This window comes from Rhodococcus sp. BP22 (genome assembly GCF_014281965.1).
In the GTDB taxonomy this organism is placed as follows: domain Bacteria; phylum Actinomycetota; class Actinomycetes; order Mycobacteriales; family Mycobacteriaceae; genus Rhodococcoides.
This window is the reverse complement of record NZ_JACFTB010000002.1, coordinates 560,193-575,985: the sequence shown is the minus strand read 5'-3', so window position 1 is coordinate 575,985 and position 15,793 is coordinate 560,193. Positions and strand designations below refer to the sequence as shown.

Genomic DNA, 15,793 nt, shown 5'->3' with positions numbered 1-15,793 from the left:
GGAACCCATCGAAACGGACACCCTGGGTCCTCGGAGTCGAAGACCGGTTTCCGTAGTGATCTTCGACTGCGAACTCCTGTGCAGTGCGTTCGCGTAGACATACTCGTAGAACTACTTCGGCGTCCGCATGTGCACTCAAGCTTGTAGGCGCCAATTCTCCTTGCCGGAAACGTGACCGAACTCCCACTGCGGATCTACCGGATACCCCACCTGGTCAGCTTCGCCTACGGATCGCGGAGGCAATCTACGACAAAGAAAAATAGTCTCGCACTGTGCGTTTCCGCAAGTGCGAGACTATTTCTTGTGCGCCCGAAGGGATTCGAACCCCTAACCTCCTGATCCGTAGTCAGGTGCTCTATCCGTTGAGCTACGGGCGCATGTTCAATTGTGTTGATCCTTACGAATCAACGGTCCTGCGTCAAACTGGCTGGTCCTTGCGGATCAGCTTGGCGGAGGCGAGAGGATTTGAACCTCCGGACCCGGTGAAGGGTCAAGTCATTAGCAGTGACTCCCATTCGGCCGCTCTGGCACGCCTCCTAGGCTGCCGGCCCTCTCGGACCGCCGAGGAACGAGATTACACACGGTTGAGAGGAGAACGCAAAACGCCAGGTCAAATCCCGTTCACCTGAGGAACGAGTCGAACCAATCGAAAATTCTGGCCTGAGCTTCGATCAGGGCCGCCGCCGCCGGGTCGCTGTCTTCGGTACTGCCGGGTGACGGCTGCGGTTCGTCGGCGCGGTGGCGCAGTCCGCTGTAGCTGACGACGTTGGTGGCTACGGATGACCGTGTGGCTGCGTCACGGAGGCCCTCGATGTGCTCCGGTGGGGTCCTGGGGTCGTTCTCGCCGTACAGGCCCAACCAGGGCGCCTGGAGCGAGGGCGCGGCTTCGATCAATGCGATGGCGTCGGCGTTCAGTGGTTCGACGATGCCCGCCGCCGCGACGCTGACGGCGGCACCGATCGGCCGGTTCGTTGCGACGATCAGCGCCGCAGTTCCGGCGTCGTCGAATCCGATGACACCGACGCAGTCCGGGTAGACACCTCGGGAAGTGAGCCAGTCGAAGGTTGCGTCGAAATCAGAGAACAGGTTTTCGCCGAAAACTTCATCACCCTCGGTGCCTCGATGGAACAAGTTCGGGGCGACGGCCAGCCATCCTTCGAGTGCGAGGGCGCGCAGCAAGTCCAGTAGCGATTCCGGTAGTTCGCGAGATTCGTGCAGCACTACGATCCCGCCTCGGACGTACCCTTCCGGGGAGATGGCCGTCAGCGGCACCTTGTGCTGCCCAGGCGGTTGCTCATCGTCGTCCGCGTCGATTCGGAGCACTGCCACATCCGTGAAGATTCCCGACATGACACCAAAATAGTGCGGCGAGGCACGCCCCGCTGGATTACCGGCGGACGCACAGGAAATGATCAGCTCCACCTGGCGCATAATGTGAGCCGTGACTGCTCGCATCCGCACCGACCTCGACGCAATCCCCGCCTACGTACCCGGACGCAACTTCCCGGGTGCGATCAAGCTGGCCAGCAACGAGACGACGCAGGGTCCGCTCCCGGGCGTCCGCGAGAAGATCGCCGAGTCGGTCGTCACCGTCAACCGCTACCCCGACATCCGCGCCACTGCCCTCGTGGACGCCGTCGCCGCGCACGTGAAGGTCGACCCGGCCAATGTCGCAGTCGGCAACGGATCGGTGTCGCTGTGCCAGGAAGTCGTCCAGATCATGTGCGGCCCCGGTGACGAGGTGATGTACGCGTGGCGGTCCTTCGAGGCGTACCCGATCATCGCGCGCGTCGCCGGTGCGACGCCGGTAGAGGTCCCCCTGAACGCGGAGCATGTGCACGATCTCGACGCGATGCTCGCCGCGATCACCGAACGCACCCGCGTGATATTCGTCTGCAACCCGAACAATCCTTCCGGCACCGTCGTGGCCAGATCTGCACTCGAACGATTCCTCGACTCGGTGCCCGCGCATGTCCTCGTGGTACTGGACGAGGCCTATTTCGAGTACGCCCGCGACAACCCGGAGGGTGAGTACACCGACGGTGTCGAATTGGCCCGCGACCGTCGCAACGTTCTCGTTCTCCGCACGTTTTCCAAGGCGTACGGGCTGGCCGGACTACGCGTGGGATATGCCGTCGGCGACCCGGCGGTGATCACCGCGATGAGCAAAGTGCGCATCGCATTCGCGGTGAGCTCTGTCGCCCAGCAGGCAGCGCTGGCATCGCTCGCAGCAAAGGACGAGCTCCTCGCCCGTACCGATACCCTTGTCGCAGAACGTGAACGGGTTCGCACTGCACTGATCGAGCTGGGTTACGACGTCGCACCCTCGGAGGCGAACTTCGTGTTCCTACCACTCGGCGCCCTCTCCGGCCCCTACACCGAAGCCGCAGCAGAAGCTGGAATACTGTTGCGCGCCTACGGAAACGACGGGGTTCGCATCACAATCGGCGACCCACACGAGAACGACGCCTTCCTGAAATACGCAGCTACCGCCACTCACTGACGGTCCGTGCCTGCCGAGGACTCATCCCGAACTCCTCACGGAACACCGCATTGAAGGTACTGACCGAGCCGAAACCCGACTGATGGGCGATCTCGGCGACCGTTCGGTGACGCTGAGCTGGATCGTCGAGCCGAGCACGAGCACGAACGAGCCGGCTGGCCCGAATCATCTCCGAAGGGTTGGTGCCCACCGACTGCGTCACGGCCTGCACATGCCGCAGCGACCAGCCGAGGCGTCGAGCAAGGGTTTTCGGGGTAAGAGTCGGGTCGTCGGACTGCGTTTTCACGAGTGTCGACGCGGCCTGTGCGACGTCCGGCCACCGCGACACATCGGATGCGACCCCGACCAGCATCCGAGTGAGCGCATCGGAAACCTCACGAAAGCTGCTCGCCGAGAGGGCATCTCGCTGCGCGGATAGCTGCTCGGTCATCGCAGCTGCTACCGCGCCCATACCCGTGGCAAGGTCGAGAATCCGCGGCTTCACGGGAACAACCGAACGGGGCCAGGCCGATTCCGGGACGCTCACCACCCATGCTCGTGCGCCCGGGCCGTGCTCGATGGAGAAGGGAGCTGCCATCGACATCGCGACCGCGGCACCCGGGCCCACGATCGCGCGATCGTCACCGTACGCACATCGAAACGTGCCCGCCCGAGGGACCACGACGCGCAGGGTCCGATCGTCGTCGGAACGAGCAGCTGCGGCGCTTCGCGAGTAGACGATCGCGTCGGAACTGAACTCCACCAGTTGAAATTCTTCGGACCGCTGCACGACGGTCTTGCCGCTGAAACCCATCGTTTCGTCGAATGCGAAATCGAGGCCACCATGGTTGAAGCGAACGTGCTCTCGCCAGAACCCCGGCCGATCCGTGGCAGGCAACAGTGTGGTGTCGATCGTCGACACGACGTAGTCCGCTGCGGCAGTCATAAGTTTCTACCTTTCGCGCCTGAATCTGTGCGCCCGGCCGTCGATTCCGTGCGCGTCACCGGCAGACCCGTCGCATACATGCGCCCTACCGTGCAGAGAGTACACGTGTCCCCCATCACAGCGGGGGTCACGACGGCGGCAAGAATCTGTCAGGAGTCCGACATGAACACGATCCAGGTCAACGGCGCGACGCTGTCCTACGAGGTATCAGGACCGGAGGACGGCACCCCCGTCGTCCTCAGTCATTCACTGTTCTTCGATCATCGAATGTTCGACGCGCTGGCCGGGCTCTTGGCGTCCGCAGGGCACCGCGTCTTCGCGTACGACCACCGCAACCACGGCGAGAGCTCGACGCATTCGCGCGCCGAGGTGTCCGTGGACATCCTGACCGAGGACGCTGCTGCGTTCATCGAAGAACTGCAACTGGGTCGCGTGCATTTTCTGGGAAACTCGCTCGGCGGATTCGTCGCGCTTCGGTTGGCGGCAAGGCGGCCCGAGTTGCTGCTCTCCGCCGTCGCAATGGGCTCTTCGGCGGAGGAGGAGCATCAGCTGGAGGCGTTTGCTCCCCTCGTGGAGCAACTGGCCGACATCGGGGGACGCGAGAACATCGACATCGTCTTGTACATCATGTTCGGAGACACCAGCTTGTCCGCAGGCACACCCGCCGTCGAGGAGTGGCGCGGCCGGATCGCGGAGCTGAAGCCCAGTATCGGCGACTCTGCCTACCAGGTGATTCACCGGTCGCGAATCGTCGAGGAATTGAACGGTTGCACGGTGCCGGTGCTCGCGATCTCCGGCACGGAAGATCACGCATACCCGCCGCCCATCTCGGACGTCAACATCGCCGAGGCATCCGGTGGCAGCTACCGGAGCGTCGAAGCTGCGGGCCACTCGGTATCTCTCGAGCAACCCGCCGCCGTCGCCGAGCACGTACTCGCGCACTTCTCGGCGATCTGAACCCCTTGCGCGAGTCCTAAATGTTCAGAGCGTCGCGGAGCGTCGGCCAGGACTCGCGCAGATCGTCCTGCCAGTACGGCCATTGGTGGATGCCGTAAGGCCGATAGACGAACTTGGCTGGGATGCGGATAGACCGAAGTTTGGTGTCGAACAACGTTGTGCAGTAGAGCGCCGCAGCCTCGAGCGGCCCGCCCATGGCGGCCGACTCGACTCCGGTGCCGCCCGGTCCGAGTTCGTACGGACCGGGCAAACCGGTGCCGACGGAAACATAGATGTCCTTGCCCCGCAAGGCTTCTGCGTTACGAGACGGGTCGTGCTCGGCCCACTTCGGATCGGCATTCTCACCCCACATGTTGCTCGCATTACCGCCATTGGTTGCGACGGTGGCGCGAACGGCGTCTTTCAGGTTCGGCTGCGAGTTGTCGTAACAGCCGCTCAGGCCTGCCACACCGGTATAGAGATCGGGGTGACGGGTAATGAGATCCATCGCGCCTTGCGCGCCCATGGAGACGCCCGCGATCGCGTTGGTGCCGTTGCCGGAGAACTGAGCATCGATCAGCGGGGGCAGTTCCGAAGTCAGGAACGTCTCCCACATGTTGACACCGAGGATTGGGTCCGGCACATTCCAGTTGGTGTAGTAGCTACTCGAACCACCTACGGGAAGCACGACGTTGAGGTCTTTGTCGGCGAAGAAGTCCACGATGTCGGTCTTCTGCGTCCACGTGCTCTCGGCGTAGTCGGATTCTTTGCCGGCGCTGACGCCGTCGAGCATGTAGAGGGTGGGGCGCGGACCGCCCCTTGCAGGCAACAACACCTGAACCTGAATGATCTTGTTCATCGAAGGCGACTGCACGAACACGGCAGCACGACGGGGTGTGATCATCTCGATACGGTCGATACGAGCAGAAGACGACTGTGAGGACTCACCGAAAGTCGTCACGGGACCATCGGAGCTTCCGGTCCCGGGCAGCGGTTGAGCAGACACCACACCGGTCCCCAATATCGACAGCGCAATGCTGGTCCCCAGCGCTGCCAGAACACGACGGTGCATTCGACTGATCAACCCTCCTCCGCCGCACCCCTTCGGGCGCAACACGAGCAACTTCGGATTCAACCTGACCCACCAGTAGGTGGACCTGCTGTAGTTGCGGTGCCGCCCACAGTAGCCGCGATATAGGTCGTACAAAAGTTCTGTCGATTCTTTGGGACATATCCAAGCAACCCGCATGAGCAGGGTCGCAGCAGTTCGATCGTGAGATCGCTCACCTCCGACTCTTCGCTTGCTCGTTCGGCACACGCGGGTATGCGGGTTCCTGCGCACGTCATTCGGTCGAATGACCTCGTTGACTGTTCAAGCGCCGAACCTAGAAGATCGACACCCGACAACCCCCTCTGCCAGGAGCTATGAATGACCAGCAAGACCCTCTTCGCACGAATTGGACTAGGTAGCGTCGTACTCGCCGCAGCGATGATGACTGCTCCGGCCGTTGCCGCAGCAGATCCGATCACCGACTTTTTGTGCGGCACCGGCTCGGCACAGTTCTGCCCGCCGCCGCTCGCACCGTTCCTCCCACCGCCCCCGCCGGCCCCAGCCCCAGCCCCAGCCCCCCAGAATGCACCGCCCGCTCCCAGCACGTTCCAGTACAAGAACTGCACCGAGGCACGTGACGCCGGTGCTGCGCCCGTGTATCGCGACGAGTACGGATACGGTCCGCATTTGGACCGCGACAATGACGGTATCGGCTGCGAGTAGGGGGATTGCCTACGGCACCAAGGGCCTCCGACCGAACGCCGAACTGGAGGCCCTCGGTGTCGACCGAGGACGTCAGCTTGCCCTCGCAGGATCAATTTGGATGGCGATTGCGCTCGGACTTCACCAGTTCCTTGGTTCGAACCAGGCGTAGGGCAGTGACAAGTACGACGCCACCGACGATGTTGAAACCCACCGTGTATCCGAACCAGTCGATCCACGATCGGTAACCGACGTCCGTGCCCGCGTGAATGGCCCCGAAGATCAGCAGTGAGTCCAAGATCGAGTGGAAGAGCTGCAATCCGGCCAGCAGGAACCCCGCCGACATCGCCGCGATGATCTTCGCGACGTCGGAATCGGTTCCCTGCTGCATGCGGGTCAGCAGGGTCATCGTGCTGCCGCCCAGGATCGCCAGGCAGATCGACTGCAGGTTCAGCGGGGCGTCTACGAAGTGGTGCGCGGATTCCGACAATACCGACAGCCATTGCGGGAAGGCATGCGCGACCAGCCACATTACGCACCATCCACCTGCCAAGTTCGACAACAATGTTCCGATCCACAGCCTCGCCAACTGCGCAGGTGTGCCGTGGCGGGAGACCAACGCCGCGATCGGCATGAGGAAGTCCTCGGTGAACAACTCACCGTGGGCCAGGAAGATCGCGACCAGACCGATTCCGAACGCAAGCCCCGCCAGCAGATGATTGTCGGTCTCGTACAGCACCGCCAGGTAGGCCATGACACCCAGTGCAACCTCGAGACCGCCGAACAATCCCGTGATCAGCACCGTGCGCACGGTTCGGTGCAGACGCTCACCGCCTTCGGAGACGACCGCGTCGAAGCTATCCTCGAGTTCCTCTTCGAGCGGACCGTCGTTGTCACCGTCGTTACGTCGCGCTTCTTCGCTCATCCGCAGGTCGTACCCGCTCGTCCCAATTCGACACCCACACTCGTCGATGCAGGGCTACATGCGGCCAGATTCGGTTCATCGAAACGGTCGAGTCTCCAGCATTCGACACCGAAAATGCTAGGTAAACAGGGCCAGAGTTGCTTAAACCTGAACATTAAAGACTGTAAACCTGATAAATCGACATCATTCTGTTACGGTTCAAATCGATTTCGTTCGACTGCGATTAATCGGAGGAAGTCGATCAATGCCCAACAGGGGACAACAGATTTCAATGGCAGACGCGAAGAGGCATTGGACCGCATGAAAGACGATGCACAGACAACCTCGTGGTGGTCGATCGGCGAATGGCGCCTCGGCTGGAAGGTTATCGCAGTTTTCGCGGTTCCGATGCTCGTCGCCGTTCTGTTCGGTGGCCTCCGGATCCAGAGCGAACTGACCGACGCCGCGGACCTCAATACATCGGCCGAACGTACATTTGCCGTTCCTGCGGCACTTCGGCTGGAACAAGCTCTCACAGCAGTGACGGTCGCGGCTGCTTCCGACTCCGACACCACTGCTCCCGTCGCAGCAGCCAGAACCGCGTTGCAGGAGTTCGCCACTGCGGCGAACGTTTTCCGAACCGACGCAGCGCTCAGTGACCTGGTGGACAAGTCCCTGCAGAACAGCCGCGCGCTCATCGACGAGGTTCCAAGCGGCTCCGAGCGGCCCATCCAACTCGTCGCCCGCTTCAGTCAGGTGTCGACAGAGCTCTGGATCCCGTTCGCAGACCTCTTGTCCAAATCCGAGCTGCCACTTCTGCGTGAGCGTGGTGCCGAGTTGACGCCTCTATGGGGCGCCCGTCGAACGCTCGCCAATCAGCACATTCTGTTCGGCACCGGCGACCTCGATCCACAATCACGTGCCATCTTCGCTTCCACTGCCGGCGCAGAACTTGCCAGCCTCGGTGGGCTCATTCCACTAGCCGTGCCCGGTGGAGTGCTGCCGCCAGCCGGAGCGGACAATGCGCAGGATCCCATGGCCGAGCTGAACTCTCTGCGGGCGTCCGCACAAGGCCGTCTCGGCGCGATCGGCGCTACACCCTTGACGTCCCCTTTGAGCAGGGACATCGGCCTCGGACTGCAAGCCAGCAGCGATCAGTACGACGCTATCGCCGATGCCACAATTGCCCGGTTCGTCCCCACCGTGATCTCCGAAACGGGGGCCGCCCAATCCGCGGCGCTTCGGGATGCGGCGCTGGTGGTCAGCACGGTCCTCACGGCACTCTTCCTCGCGCTCGTCATCAGTCGCTCGCTGGTCGAACCCATCCAGCGCCTGCGTTTTGCAGCGCTCACAGCAGCACGACACGGCCTCCCCGAGGCGATCGAAAGAATCCGCGCCGGCGAGAGAATTGTCGACCTCGAAATACCCCGTGTACCTGTCGAGACACACGAGGAGATCGGGCAACTTGCACGCGCAGTGGATGACATGAACGGGCAGGCGATTGCGTTGGCGGGCGAGCAGGCAACTCTGCGCCGCCAGGTCAACGACATGTTCGAAACGCTTTCTCGCCGAAACAAATCCCTCGTCGAACAACAGCTCGTGCTTATCGAGCAGCTCGAAAAAGACGAAGACGACCCGAATCGCCTCGAGAATCTCTTCCGCCTCGACCACATCGCCGCCCGAATGCGACGCAACAGCGATAATCTCCTCATTCTTTCCGGCAACGAGGGACGACGCGCACGAACTGCACCGATCGCTCTTGCCGACGCCCTACGCGCCTCGGCTTCCGGAGTCGAGGACTATCTGCGTGTCGAACTCGGACAGATTCTGTCTGCTGTCGTCAGTGGCCAGGCCAGTGCAGATGTCGTGCACCTCGTCACCGAACTCCTTGACAATGCCCTGCGCTACTCACCACCCGAAACAACGGTGACGATCGACGCCGCACGCACCAACGACGGTTCCGTGCTGGTAGAGATTGCCGATCTTGGTATCGGAATGTCGCCGGACGACCTGGCCGACGCCAACAGGCGCCTCTCGTCGGGCGGCGAGATGAGTCCCGACACCGCCCGCCACATGGGGCTGTTCGTCGTCAGTCGGATCAGCAATCGATACGGTATTTCTGTACGTCTGCGCCCGTCCGCAGGCATATCTGATCGCGGTGGCATCACTGCGATGGTTCACCTGCCGATTGCACTGCTCGAGGCGCCACGCGACACCGCGATCAGAACGTCGACGGCTGCACTTGCCTCTCAGGCTCGCGCAGCATCGACGGTTCAGTCTCATGCGGCGAGCGCGCCTACATCGAGTCAGGGTGCACTCCCCTACCAGGCAGCAAGCGCCCAGAACGCCGAAACTCCGGGGGCATCCGGGGACTGGCTGCCGAATCGTCAATCTGCATACCCTGCTGCTGCCACCGTCCCGCCAACTGTTTCGGGTGCGCCCGCTGCGTTTGCTTCGCCGGCCAGCCCCGTCTCGCTTCCCATGATGAACGGACTACCACGCCGTACCCCAGGGAGCAGTGGAGTACCCGGTACCGCCAATGCCTTCACGACCCAACCGATAGCGCCGCCGCCGCCGAAGCCAGAAGTTATTGTCGACCAAGCGGATACAGGCGAGTTCCCCGCCGCCAGACCCGTGCCGAGAGCTCCGATGGGTGCCCCGAACCCGAACGTAACAGCGGCGTTCTTCTCGTCCCGACCGCGCGACTCGACACCGCGTCGCATACCGACACCGCCGCGCGAAACGACACCACCGCGCGACTGGACAGCACCTCGAGACCTGACCCCACCCCGCGAGGCGACACCACCGGGTGAAGCGTCACCACCGCGCGACTGGACAGCACCCCGCGAGGCGACACCACCGGGTGAAGCGTCACCACCGCGCGACTGGACAGCACCTCGAGACTTGACCCCACCGCGTGAAACGACACAATCACGCGACTGGACGGCACCTCGAGACTTGACCCCACCGCGTGAAACGACACAATCACGCGACTGGACTCCACCTCGAGACCCGACCCCACCGCCCGAAAGCGTCTTCAGCGCGAACGCTCCCGAGGCTGGATCCGATGCTCCACCGACAGCATCCCCGATCTTTGCCGGGATGGTGTCGGAGTGGCTGATCGATCCGACGGACGACAAGTCCGGTGTGAAAAGCACAAGCATCTGGACAACTGAGGCTGACGAAGGATGGGTTGCCGCTCGCGCGTCAACGGACATGCCCTCGAGTAAGATGGCCGATTCGGGGCTCCCGATCCGTGACCGCGGGGCGCGGCTGGTTCCCGGAACCGTCAAGCCCCTGAATGGCTCTACCCGTTCCGGATCGCACCGTCAGCGGGTCGACCCGGAAACGATCAGACGCGGGTGGAGTGACTACCAATCCGGCCTCAGCCGGGGACGCCGGCACGTCAGCAGCGAGAACACCACAGCCTTGCACTCCATAACACATGTGCAGAAAGACGAAGGAGAACAGTGAATTCTGTCGGAGCCCCAGAAACTCCTCGCGCACTCGACTGGTTGGTGTCGGGTTTTGCGCGCGACGTTCCGGGAGTAAGCCACGCCATCATCGTCTCTGCCGACGGATTGCTGAGCGCGGCGAGCTCGCACCTTCCTCTCGATCGTGCGGACCAGTTGGCCGCCGTGACGTCGGGACTCGCCAGTCTCTCTGCCGGTGCGTCTCGGCTGTTCGACGGCGGCGCAGTTCTGCAATCGGTGGTCGAGATGGAAAACGGCTACCTCCTCCTCATGGGCGTTGGTAGTGGTGCCTATCTTGCTGCGCTTGCAGTAGCGGGATGCGACATCGGTCAGATCGGTTTCGAAATGGTCACTCTGGTCGATCGAGTCGGAACAACCATGGACATCGCTCCCAGAACAAGTCGGGATACCTGACGTCGATGCCACAAAACTACTCCGAGCACGCTGATCCTGAACCGAGTCTCGTTCGCTCGTACGCCATCACCGAAGGTAGGACGAAGCCGTCCATCGACCTTCCGCTCGAAGCGATCGTCGCAACGGTAGAGGATGTCATCGCAAGCGGCCTGGCACCCGAAGATATTCGTTCGTCGATTGTCGCGCTCTGCGGACAGCGCATCTCGATCGCGGAAATCGGGGCGTACCTCGGTGTACCGATCGGAGTAGCTCGGGTTCTGGTGGCGGATCTTGTTGTCAGCGGGGCATTGAAAGTGCAAGCCACTCTGCGAGCCGACGCGACTGCGGTCGAGCGCCGCGAATTGATCGAAAGGACCCTCCGTGGACTTCGGCAACTCTGACACGCCGACGCGCGTCACGTCGACAAAAATCGTGATTGCCGGAGGATTCGGCGTCGGAAAAACCACCCTTGTCGGGACGGTCTCCGAGATCGTTCCCTTGCGCACCGAAGCGATGGTGACCGACGCCAGTGACGGGATCGATCACATCGGCTCGACACCGAACAAGCAGACGACAACTGTCGCAATGGATTTCGGCCGCATATCGCTAGCCGATGACCTGGTCCTCTACCTGTTCGGCACACCCGGCCAGCGGCGATTCTGGTTCATGTGGGATGACCTCATCACGGGTGCGATCGGCGCGGTCATTCTCGTCGACACACGCCGCCTCGAAGACAGTTTTGCTGCTGTCGACTTCTTCGAAGCCCGTGGTTTGCCGTTCATAGTGGCAGTCAATCGTTTCGACGATGCTCCCGTACATGCAACGAACGACCTTCGTCAGGCTCTCGCGCTGTCCGACCACGTACCGATGATCGACATCGACGCGCGTAACCGAGAATCGTCGAAGCAGGCGTTGATCACGATCACCGAGTATGCGCTCGAACGTATCGCGACAGCAGCATCCCGCTGACACCGGACAACAACAAACCTAAGGAACTGGCATGTCGGCTGAAATGAACCATTTCTCTATGGGACTCTGGCTGCTCGGATTGACGTTCGCGGTTGCACTCCTGGGATCGGTCATCGGCTTGGCGTGTACCCGATATGGCATGGCGACAACTCGCCCTGCGGTGCGGATGCGCTGGTTTTCCATGGGCGCACTATCCATCGGTGGTGTAGGCATCTGGCTGATGCATTTCATCGCAATGCTCGGGTTTGCTGTACCCGGCAGTCCCTTTCGTTACAGTCTGACGTGGATGCTCATCTCTGCGCTGATTTCCGTGACGGGGGTCTTGGCCGGGTTGTACATGCTCGGCACCGAATTCAGTTGGCCGAGGATCCTGGCGGCCGGCTTCATCATCGGCACGACTATCAGCGTTGTGCACTACACAGGCATGCGGGCCCTACATCTTCAGGGCCAGATCAACTACGACACGCTTTTGGTCGCACTCTCGCTCGTGATTGCTATTGCTGGCGGGACAGCCGTGTTGTGGATCACTATGGTGATGAGATCCACCAGTCTGCGATTGATCGCAACCCCGATCATGGGCGTCACCGTAGTCGGCATGCACTACACCGGAATGGCCGCAGTGGAAATCATCAACGATCCGTCCGCACCCGCACCGACCGGATTCGCGTTGTTCCCGTTCATCTTTCCGGTCTTCGTCTTCGGACTTCTCACATTGGCTGTGCCGATCGTCGCCGTTCTGACAGTTCGCGACCGCGAGCTCGCCCGCATGGACGCCGCTTCAGACGATCTCGCTCAGGAAGCACGACAGCTCGCTGACCACTAGGTCTCAACCTTTGATCGCGGAGCTTCGCCCGTGTCGGTGGTCGACGACCGGTTAGTTCGGCTGGAACTTCCGCAACCGCGCAGCCTGCAGTGTGAGGTGGTGTCGCTCGGCGAGGGTGGGAGCGGTTCGGGCAGCCTCGGCGTAGAGATCCGCCGCGATAGGTAGATCCCCCGCCTTTTCGTGCAGGTACGCCGACGCGGCCGCGTACCGGGGCATTGTCGAGTCGACGGCCGCCAAAGCCGCGAGGCCGGCTGCCGCGCCGTCGGCTTCCCCGATCGCGACGGCACGATTGAGCTGCACGACCGGACTGTCGTTAAGCGAGAACAGTTCGTCGTACCAACCGACGATCTGAATCCAGTCTGTCTCCTCTGCGCGCGGTGCATCTGCGTGCAGGGCAGCGATCGCGGCCTGCGCCTGGAATTCACCGAGCCGGTCGCGACGTAGGGCTCTCTGCAGAACCACGACGCCTTCGGCGATGAGCGCGGTGTCCCACCGAGAACGATCCTGTTCGGGCAAGGCAACCAGGGTGCCGTCGGCTCGGGTCCGCGCCGGCCTCCGGGCGTGGTGTAGAAGCATCAACGCCAACAGCCCGGCAGTCTCCTCGTCCGTCGTCGTTCCGGCCAGCTGCCGGGTGAGCCGAATCGCCTCGGCTGCCAGGTCGATGTCACCGGTGTAGCCCTCGTTGAAGATCAGATACAGCACGCGTAGCACGGTTGCGAGGTCGCCGGCCTCGTCGAACCGCACGTCGCGAACAGTGCGTTTCGCCCGGCTGATTCGCTGCGCCATCGTCGCCTCGGGAACGAGATAGGACTGGGCAATCTGCCGGGTCGTCAATCCCCCGACCGCACGAAGCGTCAAAGCCACTGCGGACGACGGAGTAAGCGACGGATGAGCGCACAGGAAGAACAGCTGCAACGTGTCGTCGACGCTTTCGGCCTGTCCGGGCGTCGGCTGGGCATCGACGCGCAGTTCTCTGTCCCGTCGTGCTGTCTCCGAGCGGTGCTCGTCGAGAAACTTGCGCCAGGCAACCTTGACCAGCCATCCCTTCGGGTCGGCGGGTGGCCGGTCCGGCCACGTCGACGTGGCTCGAATCAACGCTTCCTGCACGGCATCCTCGGCCGTCGCGAAGTCGACTCCGCGATGGACGAGGACGCCGATCACTGCGGGGGTCAGCTCTCGCAGCACAGCCTCGTTCATGTCAATCGCTGATGGTCGTGGGCGTGCCCATCAGTGGTCGCACCTCGAGCCACTCGTGGATCGGCTTACCGCCCGCCCCTGGCACCGCCGACAACTCGCCTGCCAGCTCCAGCGCACGCTCGTACGTGTCGACGTCGATGATCATGAAGCCGGCGATCAGATCCTTGGTCTCGGCGAACGGCCCGTCGGTGACGGGAGGCTTGCCTTCGCCGTCGTACCGCACCCACGAGCCCTCGGGCCGGAGCGCCTGGCTGGTCACGAACTCACCCGTGCCCTCGAGCTTGGCCACGAAATCGTTTCATGTACTGCATATGGTCGTCGACCTCCTGCGGGGTCCACTGATGCATTGGAACGTCATTGACGGCCTCGGGGGCGCCACGGTAGTGCTTGAGAAACAGGTACTTCGCCATCAGGGTCTCCTCGCGTTCCGTGCAGCCCTACGGCTGCATCCAACCCTGGGACGGAGCGGCCGTTCCGGTTTCGACAACGTTGTGCACTTCTATCGGAAACTTTTTCCTACACCGCTCGATACTGCGCGGCCTCCGCAGTGATCTGCGGAAACTGAGCACCCATCGCCTCGGACAAGGCCATCGCCGCGGACAGCGGGCGGACCATCACCACGAAGTCGTCGATCAAGCCGTTCTCGTCGAGGTGGAGGAAATCGCATCCGTTGATCTTCTTGCCGTCGACCATCGCTTCGAATACCAGCGCATGGTCGCGTCCGTCGACACTCTCGATCGTCTTCGTGTAGTGAAAATTCTCGAATACGCGGAGGACGCCGCGCAGGATGGCCGACGTAATCGCCTTGCCGTCATAGGGTTTGAACGCAACCGGGCTGGTGAAACGCACATTTTCGGCCAGGAGAGTCTCCACTGCGCTGTGATCGCCGGCTTCGACCGCATCTGTGAACTTCCGCATCGCCCATGCTCCTGTTTCGCTCTTCGCTCGGATATCCAGGTCGACGTGGATTTTAGATGTAATTCCACGCGAGCGAACAACTTTCGCTGGAGACGGCCTCAGTTGACGGTCAGCTTTCCGACGTTCGTCGTGCAGTAGATCGGAACGGCGATGTTGATCAACGTGCGGGACTGGGCGTCGTCGAGTCCGGTCGTCTCCGCAATCTTGACTCTGGTGGCGTCGAGGCTCGTGTCACCGGACAGCTCGTCGCAGGCGGTACGAGCCGCCGCGACCTGATCTTCGGTGCTCCCGAAGCTGATGTTTTGGCTCTCGAGCGCCTGAAGGTACCCGGTGTCCTGGACGTTGCCCACCGCAGCCGACGCGGTGGCCTTGACACTGCTGGCCGCTGCTGAGGCACTACCCTGCACCTCGCTCGCGACACTGGACGCAATTTCGCGCGTGCTACTCGCCGATGCGTCGGTAGAGTTCGCATTATCGGTGTCGTTGTCGCTGCACGCCGCTGCAAACAATACGAGTCCACAGAGTGCAGACATGGCCACAGTGCGCTTGATCGCCGGGGTGCGTTTCATGAAGACGAGCATCCCGCTGACTGCCGCCCGCCACATCATCCGTCGCGGATGAAACAGCGAGGGCACTCAGTTGATGACCATGGCTTCGACGCAGTGCCAACAGGTTATGGTCAGTGATTAGATCCTCGCGAATTTTGATTCGGGCCCGATCGCCATCGGCGAGTTCGTGCCAAGTCTCAGTCCGAACTGGTCCATTCTGGCAGCGATGGAACTTACCAGGGCGGTAGACATCAATCCCTTATTGTCATTGCGAACTACTGGCTCAAATCTCGGTCAAGATTTCCGTTCAGCGAACGGACATGCCTTGTCGACTGCGCAAACAGGCAGCGCCGCTTTGGACCGCCAGTATCGGACTGCGCTTGGATCAACCTGTTGGATGATCCAAGCGACCAGCGCCAGGGCAGCGATTCTGGCCTGAGAGACGAGACCT

General features: G+C 62.1%; 15 protein-coding genes, 2 tRNA genes and 1 pseudogene. 8 read left to right on the top strand and 10 right to left on the bottom strand.

Features of this window, described 5'->3' with window-relative positions:
• Window positions 1-304 precede the first annotated feature (304 nt).
• The 3 genes from H2510_RS07120 to H2510_RS07110 form a co-directional block, all read right to left on the bottom strand.
• Window positions 305-377, bottom strand: a tRNA-Arg gene (locus H2510_RS07120).
• Window positions 378-447: 70 nt separating this feature from the next.
• Window positions 448-537 (bottom strand) — tRNA-Ser (locus H2510_RS07115).
• Window positions 538-621: 84 nt separating this feature from the next.
• Window positions 622-1,350 carry a dienelactone hydrolase family protein gene (locus H2510_RS07110; protein WP_186627589.1) on the bottom strand — a complete coding sequence of 243 codons (729 nt, stop codon included), beginning with the start codon at window positions 1,348-1,350 and terminating at the stop codon, window positions 622-624.
• A 91-nt stretch (window positions 1,351-1,441) separates the two neighbouring features.
• Here H2510_RS07110 and hisC point away from each other — a divergent pair, with 91 nt between their 5' ends.
• Window positions 1,442-2,503, top strand: coding sequence for a histidinol-phosphate transaminase (hisC, locus tag H2510_RS07105; protein ID WP_186627588.1), 1,062 nt, complete (start codon window positions 1,442-1,444; stop codon window positions 2,501-2,503).
• Here hisC and H2510_RS07100 read toward each other — a convergent pair.
• Window positions 2,487-3,428 (bottom strand): AraC family transcriptional regulator, encoded by a 942-nt coding sequence (locus H2510_RS07100; RefSeq protein WP_186627587.1) that lies wholly within the window; start codon window positions 3,426-3,428, stop codon window positions 2,487-2,489. The two genes, hisC and H2510_RS07100, sit on opposite strands and share 17 nt — an antisense overlap.
• 162 nt (window positions 3,429-3,590) lie before the next feature.
• On the opposite strand from H2510_RS07100, the gene H2510_RS07095 reads away from it, so the two are divergent.
• A complete protein-coding gene (locus tag H2510_RS07095) occupies window positions 3,591-4,385 on the top strand; it encodes an alpha/beta fold hydrolase (RefSeq protein WP_186627586.1) in 795 nt (264 codons plus the stop codon).
• Window positions 4,386-4,401: 16 nt separating this feature from the next.
• On the opposite strand, the gene H2510_RS07090 is transcribed toward H2510_RS07095, so the two are convergent.
• Entirely contained in the window at window positions 4,402-5,436 is a 1,035-nt protein-coding gene (locus H2510_RS07090) for an alpha/beta hydrolase family protein (RefSeq protein ID WP_186627585.1), read from the bottom strand.
• Between the two features lie 357 nt (window positions 5,437-5,793).
• On the opposite strand from H2510_RS07090, the gene H2510_RS07085 reads away from it, so the two are divergent.
• Window positions 5,794-6,138, top strand: coding sequence for an excalibur calcium-binding domain-containing protein (locus H2510_RS07085; RefSeq protein WP_186627584.1), 345 nt, complete (start codon window positions 5,794-5,796; stop codon window positions 6,136-6,138).
• Window positions 6,139-6,229: 91 nt separating this feature from the next.
• Here the strand turns inward: H2510_RS07085 and H2510_RS07080 are convergent, their stop codons facing one another.
• Window positions 6,230-7,042 carry a formate/nitrite transporter family protein gene (locus H2510_RS07080; protein WP_186627583.1) on the bottom strand — a complete coding sequence of 271 codons (813 nt, stop codon included), beginning with the start codon at window positions 7,040-7,042 and terminating at the stop codon, window positions 6,230-6,232.
• Between the two features lie 300 nt (window positions 7,043-7,342).
• On the opposite strand from H2510_RS07080, the gene H2510_RS07075 reads away from it, so the two are divergent.
• Genes H2510_RS07075 through H2510_RS07055 form a run of 5 tightly spaced genes read left to right on the top strand, consistent with a single transcriptional unit; the run spans window position 7,343 to window position 12,679 of the window.
• Window positions 7,343-10,495 carry an ATP-binding protein gene (locus H2510_RS07075; protein ID WP_186627582.1) on the top strand — a complete coding sequence of 1,051 codons (3,153 nt, stop codon included), beginning with the start codon at window positions 7,343-7,345 and terminating at the stop codon, window positions 10,493-10,495.
• A complete protein-coding gene (locus H2510_RS07070) occupies window positions 10,492-10,908 on the top strand; it encodes a roadblock/LC7 domain-containing protein (RefSeq protein ID WP_186627581.1) in 417 nt (138 codons plus the stop codon). Before H2510_RS07075 ends, H2510_RS07070 begins: the two co-directional genes overlap by 4 nt.
• Before the next feature lie 5 nt (window positions 10,909-10,913).
• Window positions 10,914-11,288: a DUF742 domain-containing protein gene (locus H2510_RS07065; RefSeq protein WP_186627580.1), complete on the top strand. Its 375-nt coding sequence runs from the start codon at window positions 10,914-10,916 to the stop codon at window positions 11,286-11,288.
• Window positions 11,269-11,856: an ATP/GTP-binding protein gene (locus H2510_RS07060; protein WP_186627579.1), complete on the top strand. Its 588-nt coding sequence runs from the start codon at window positions 11,269-11,271 to the stop codon at window positions 11,854-11,856. Before H2510_RS07065 ends, H2510_RS07060 begins: the two co-directional genes overlap by 20 nt.
• Window positions 11,857-11,914: 58 nt before the next feature.
• A complete protein-coding gene (locus H2510_RS07055; RefSeq protein WP_261392772.1) occupies window positions 11,915-12,679 on the top strand; it encodes an MHYT domain-containing protein in 765 nt (254 codons plus the stop codon).
• A 51-nt stretch (window positions 12,680-12,730) separates the two neighbouring features.
• On the opposite strand, the gene H2510_RS07050 is transcribed toward H2510_RS07055, so the two are convergent.
• From H2510_RS07050 to H2510_RS07035, 4 genes and pseudogenes are all read right to left on the bottom strand, one after another.
• Window positions 12,731-13,876 carry an RNA polymerase sigma factor gene (locus H2510_RS07050; protein ID WP_186627577.1) on the bottom strand — a complete coding sequence of 382 codons (1,146 nt, stop codon included), beginning with the start codon at window positions 13,874-13,876 and terminating at the stop codon, window positions 12,731-12,733.
• A 1-nt stretch (window position 13,877) separates the two neighbouring features.
• A pseudogene (locus tag H2510_RS07045) lies at window positions 13,878-14,286 on the bottom strand (YciI family protein).
• Between the two features lie 106 nt (window positions 14,287-14,392).
• The gene (locus tag H2510_RS07040; RefSeq protein WP_186627576.1) at window positions 14,393-14,794 is read right to left on the bottom strand and encodes a nuclear transport factor 2 family protein; all 402 of its coding nucleotides are present in this window, start codon (window positions 14,792-14,794) and stop codon (window positions 14,393-14,395) included.
• 98 nt (window positions 14,795-14,892) lie between these two features.
• Window positions 14,893-15,363 carry a DUF732 domain-containing protein gene (locus tag H2510_RS07035; protein ID WP_222438364.1) on the bottom strand — a complete coding sequence of 157 codons (471 nt, stop codon included), beginning with the start codon at window positions 15,361-15,363 and terminating at the stop codon, window positions 14,893-14,895.
• Between the last annotated feature and the right edge of the window lie 430 nt (window positions 15,364-15,793).